This window comes from Nostoc sp. 'Peltigera membranacea cyanobiont' 213 (assembly GCF_002245975.1).
Lineage (GTDB): Bacteria > Cyanobacteriota > Cyanobacteriia > Cyanobacteriales > Nostocaceae > Nostoc.
The window spans coordinates 1-5,466 of the sequence record NZ_NOLI01000247.1 but is presented as its reverse complement, the minus strand read 5'-3'; the positions used below and the strand labels follow the sequence as shown (position 1 = coordinate 5,466).

The following is a 5,466-nucleotide window of genomic DNA, read 5'->3' as shown; positions in this document are numbered from 1 at the left end:
CGCTATGCCCACTCAGGGTGGAAATTTCTTTGCCCGTCTCCCGATTCCACAATTTGATCGTGTTGTCACCACTGGCGGAAGCTAAAGTTTTGCCATCCGGGCTGAAGACGACGCTGATGACCGCAGCGCTATGCCCACTCAGGGTGGAAATTTCTTTGCCCGTGTCCCGATTCCACAATTTGATGGTCTTGTCAGCACTGGCGGAAGCTAAAGTTTTGCCATCCGGGCTGAAGACGACGCTGTTGACCCCATCGCTATGCCCCTGCAACTGATTTTGTTCACGAATGTTCAGCAGAATAGTCTGTAAACTAAACAAAGGGCTGTAAGCGGGATATTCCGCTAAAGATTGTTTATCCTTGACCAGACTTTTCAATTCTTTAGAAGCCCGCATTGCTAACAGCAGTCCGTCAATTTCCCTTGAATTAAACTGTCGCAGTGCATTTGTTCCGTCTTGTTCTAATCGCGTAGCTGTTAGAGCATTTTTTCGGGCTGCATCTGCCTCTGTCTTGGCAATCTGCGCTGTTTTCAAATCTCCTTGTGCTTGCTGTTGTTGTTGCTGTGCCTTGTTTAGTTCCTCCAAAGCATTTTTCCGGGCAATGTCTGCTACTTTCAGGTCACTTTGAGCTTTTCCTGTTTGTTGTTGTGCCTGTTGTTTTTCTATGGTTGCTTTCTTCGCATCTTCCTCAGCAGACTTTGCCTTTTTTGTTGCCGTTTTAAACTGTTGATTAGCTTTTCTCAAGTTAGCTTCTGCTTCTTTCTCTCTGGCTTCTGTCTTTTTTGCCTGCTGCGATATCTGCTCGTTTTTTTGACGCTGGGCTTCGGCTTCTGTCTTAGCTGTTTTTAAATCTCTATTGGCATGATTAGCTTGCTGAACACTCTGTTGTGCAAATATTCCCGAAGCAATTGCCCCCACTAGAGCAAAACCTAGCACTACAGAACCAATACGAATCCGTTGATTAGCTTTGTGGTTCGCCTCTGCTAATACCTGCTTTGCCTGTTCCTCTGCTTCCAGCCTTTTCTGCACATCACGCTTTTCCAACTCTTGGCTAGCAGCTAAAAACTGATAGTCCAAATCACTTAAACTTTTACCGACTGCCCATTCTTGGGCATCTTGCAAAGTCTTTCCCCGCAACAACCGCGACTCATCTTCACGTTCCGACTCAACCCAGGCATTAAATGTATCGGAGTAAGGGCGCAAGTTTCTTAAAATCTTGTCACACCATTCCTGTTTAAACACCTCTGCATAAATCCGGTTATAAATTCGCAGTTTCCCTTCCCGCTTCACCACTAAACCCGTCAGCCGTAGTTCCGTTTGTTCAGGACTGTCATCAGTTGCTATCTCTCCCTGCTGCAAAATCTGCTGATACAACCCCAACAATCGCCCAGTCCTCTGTTCCCCACTCTGCAAAATTCTGTCTCGAATCGTCTTCAAATGCTCCGGCTCATCTTGCGTCTCCCAATTCTCAATAATCCGCCTTCTTACCAACCCCTCAATTTGGGATTTCTCCTCGTCTGCATAAGACGCGATAAATCGCGTCTCTACAAGGCATTCCTCAATTAACAACTTACAAACTTTTTGCGTCAAAAACGGCTGTCCTCCCGTCCAAGCCAGCACTAGAGCCATTGCCTCTTGAGGATTTCCCGTTGCTGCCAAACCCCGCGCCAAGGGTTGCGCCTCTTGGAGTTGAAAGCCAGTTAAATCTATTGCCTGTCCAATGTTAAAAGGTGTCCGGCGTTTATCTTGAATCAAATCTGAAGGGGTAGATACGCCAATCAACGCAAAGGTGAGGCGATTATATTCAGGATGGTCTGCTCGTCGGTTGTAGCAATCGCGGATAACTGCAAAAAAGTCATCCAAGTTGAACGAAAGACTCAGAACGCTGTCAATTTCATCAATAAAAATAACAATATTTTCAGTAATTGTTTTTAGTAAAATCGTTTCAATAAACTTACCCAAGCGCTGCACTGGTGAAACCAACCCGTTATCAGTCCACCAAGTATCTAAATCAAAAGTTGTATAAATATTAAAACTTCCTACCAGAGTATCAATTACCCCGGCATACCACTGTTCTGGGGTAATATCTGCCGTCCCAATAGCTGTAATATCAACAACAGCACAAGCAAATCCCTCAGTTTGCAACTGCTGCATTACCTGCACCCGCAAGCTAGATTTCCCCATCTGCCGAGAATTGAGTACATAACAAAAATTCCCAGCCTTCAAGCCTTCATAGAGGTCATGGTCAGCTTGCCGTCTAACATAAGTTAGGGCATTTTGAGGCAGACTACCACCGACTTGATATTGGTACTGAGTCACGTCGCTTCGCTCCGAATTCAAAATTAAAAATTATGAAATACAACGTGAGTTAGACAAACCTCTCCCTGCTTTGAACTAAAGTTCAAGTCTGTCCCTCTCCGATTCGGAGAGGGACGGTTTTACTACGTAAAACCAGGGAGAGGTCATAATTACAAATTAAATCAGCTAGACGTTTTAACACTTTTACCACAGTATGTAGATCATCCCCACGATTGAGCGACAGTGTGTAAGATAATTCATATTTTGGTGTATTCTGTTTCGTCAACTTAATAAATTGAAATTCTCGACCATTGGTTACAAAACCAAATGTAGGTTTATCATTACCAGGATTAGCCAACATATAAGCCAATGCTTGAGAAATTGCTACCTCCAAAGAATATTCTGCTCGTTTCGCCTCAATTACGAGAACCCAAAATGGAGGATGAAACACCAAGATATCAATACGTCCTCTAATAATTGTGCCTTCGTCATCAGAAGAAATTCTTACCTCTTCTTCCGACGCAATGTAAAAAGGCGGTTGATAAAAACCTGCTAGACGCAATAGTGGAGATAGCACCACCATTTTGACTACAGGTTCCAAAATTTGGTAGCGTGATAAATGCAAATATTCTGCCTTGACTTCGTTAAGAGATTGCTTTTCTAAGTCAGTCAACTCAGGTAAATCTTGCTGCCACTCCGAGAAAAACTGTTCGTTGTCTGCACGTTGTAGCCCAAATTGATCGATGAGTTGGGCTAAGGTTATATCTCTTCCTTGAACAAATTGAACCATTGTTGATCCTTTTAGTTAAATGGTAATTGGAGATGAAAGTCCTATTGCACTCCTAATGTAGTTTTTTAAGTTTTATACCAATTTAATGTGAAGTTGCACATATCTCGATCCCCCTAAATCCCCCTTAATAAGGGGGACTTTGATAGATGTTTTTCCGGTTCCCCCCTTAATAAGGGGGACTTTGATAGATGTTTTTCCGGTTCCCCCCTTAATAAGCTACCGTGTATACACAAGTTAGTAAGGGCACGGCAGTGCCGTGCCCCTACGAGAAATCTATATGTATCAAGGTTTTCGTGAAATGGTATTACGCATTCACAGGAAATACTAAACATGAATCGTTCAAAAATCATATCTTTCGTAGGGGCACAGCACTGCTGTGCCCTTTCTTGAGGACTCGTAATGACAATTTATTGAATTTAGAAGGCTTGAAACCTTTGCAGATAGCACTTGTGTATACACCGTAGCAATATATCGGGGGGATTAAGGGGGGTAATAGGACTTGTGTATACACGGTAGCCTTAATAAGGGGGGCTAGGGGGGATCGAATTCTATGCAGCTTCATAAAAAATTGGTATTAATTCCCAAGCGATCGCAAAAATATTGACGATACAAATCACACAGTGGCACTACTTGATTGCCTTGAAACTTAACTAACCCCATACTGCGGAGTTTAAACGCTTCAGTTGTACCTACATCGACGGGGCGATTTGTTGTCATCACTTGTTTGACCGCAGCTAGCAATTCTGTATCCTCTTGCAAATTCAGCCAATGGCGGCGTAAATGGTCACTGTAAGGCCCTTCCTGAGTTGCAGCGATTTTTTGCAGATTTTCCAGCGTCATCCTCCCACGAGCAATTTCATAAAGCGCTACCCTTACTAAATAAGGATGACCACCCACGAGTGTCGTTAATGCTTCAATTTGTGAGTTAGACCAATTGAGTCTGTGACACTGTACCAAGTCTTGTATTTGTGTTTGATTTAAGTCTGGCAACTCAATAGGTAAACCCACATTAAAAGGTGACTGATTAATATTGAGCGGAATATAAACTTCCTTAGAATGCACAATTACCAACCGGAGATTTTTCCAAACTGTCTCATTCTTTGACCGTTCATGCCAAGCTCGTAGCAATCCAAAAAAATCAGCAGCAATTATAGGATGCTTAAAGACTTCATCGACTTCATCCAAACCCAAAGCTATGGGGCTATTAATCGCAGGTAATAAATACCGTTGAAAGTAATTTGTACATTTATTCTTGCTACCTAAAACACCCTTCCAATAATCGTCTAGCTTCTCTGGTAGATTCAATTCATAACTAATGCTGGCACAGAACCACTGCAAAAACTGATCTAAATTAGCGAGAAATTCTGCATCGGCTGACTGGAAATTTACAGGTGCTGTCTGATAGTCATGTTTACTAGCATGATGGAGAACCCGCGACATGAGCGAAGTTTTGCCCATCTGCCGGGGAGCTTTGATGCGAATTAAGGCCCCTGGTTGGAGAATTGCTTCATAACAGTCTACCTCAATAGGCGATCGCTCGACATAGAAGGCAGAGTTTAGAGCTACCTGCCCTTCGGGATTTTCTAAGATGACTGCTGGTTTTATCTCGGTATCTGGAATAGTTTCGTTAGCAGAGATAGCACCTTGGGGATTGTTCCGACTTTTCAGCACTGGGGTGGAAGATTCTGGAATACTTTCTAAATCAATAGCGCTACAGCCAAACTCGTAAGCATCCTCATAAGACCTATCAGCACCCAGTGCATCATAAAAGCCTACCGCAAATTTAATCGCGGCGCGATCGCCAATTGCTCGATTCATCCCAACTACGCAGTTAATGTGTTGGTAAATTGCCTCAGCTTGCACCTCGCTATAGCAGGCATTTAATAAGATACACTCAATTTTGTCTTTAAATAACTTAAATAGCCTTGCCAGTGACTCTGTACTCACCAGTTGCATTTCCCCTGTATTATTTTCCAAGGCTAAACCTTGATTTCCTCCACCATGTCCAGAAAAATGGATGATATGAGGATTATGATCTAAAAGCGCCCGCCGCAAATCGTCAGGACGCACCGCCCATTTAGTAATCAGTTCAAACTTATCTCGGCTGCGAGAGCGTTGCAACCCTTCCTGAATTTCCCTTACTTCCTCGTCCAACCGGAGTTTATCTGTCGTCGTGGGATTAGCTGACACAATCAGGATTTTTTTCACAGCGCTATCAACTATTAAATGCAGGCTTCTGGCTTAGATGTAGTTTACTACAGCAGATAACTACACAATTACTGATAGTGCATTACCGTTGACGAGTCTTTGAACTGGATGAATCCACCTTTTATCTCCGTTGACGAGTATTTGAACTGGATGAATCCACCTTTTATCTCCGTTA

At 43.1% G+C, this 5,466-nt stretch carries 3 protein-coding genes; all 3 read right to left on the bottom strand.

Going from position 1 to position 5,466, the window contains the following annotated elements; translation table 11 throughout:
* Positions 1-2,314: AAA-like domain-containing protein (locus tag CDG77_RS33135; protein WP_094333418.1), on the bottom strand; the 2,314-nt coding region annotated here is incomplete at its 3' end.
* Between the two features lie 82 nt (positions 2,315-2,396).
* On the bottom strand, positions 2,397-3,083 hold the full coding sequence (locus tag CDG77_RS33130; RefSeq protein WP_223270113.1) for a type I restriction endonuclease: 687 nt from the start codon (positions 3,081-3,083) through the stop codon (positions 2,397-2,399).
* A 558-nt stretch (positions 3,084-3,641) separates the two neighbouring features.
* Positions 3,642-5,291: an AAA-like domain-containing protein gene (locus CDG77_RS33125; protein WP_094333417.1), complete on the bottom strand. Its 1,650-nt coding sequence runs from the start codon at positions 5,289-5,291 to the stop codon at positions 3,642-3,644.
* Between the last annotated feature and the right edge of the window lie 175 nt (positions 5,292-5,466).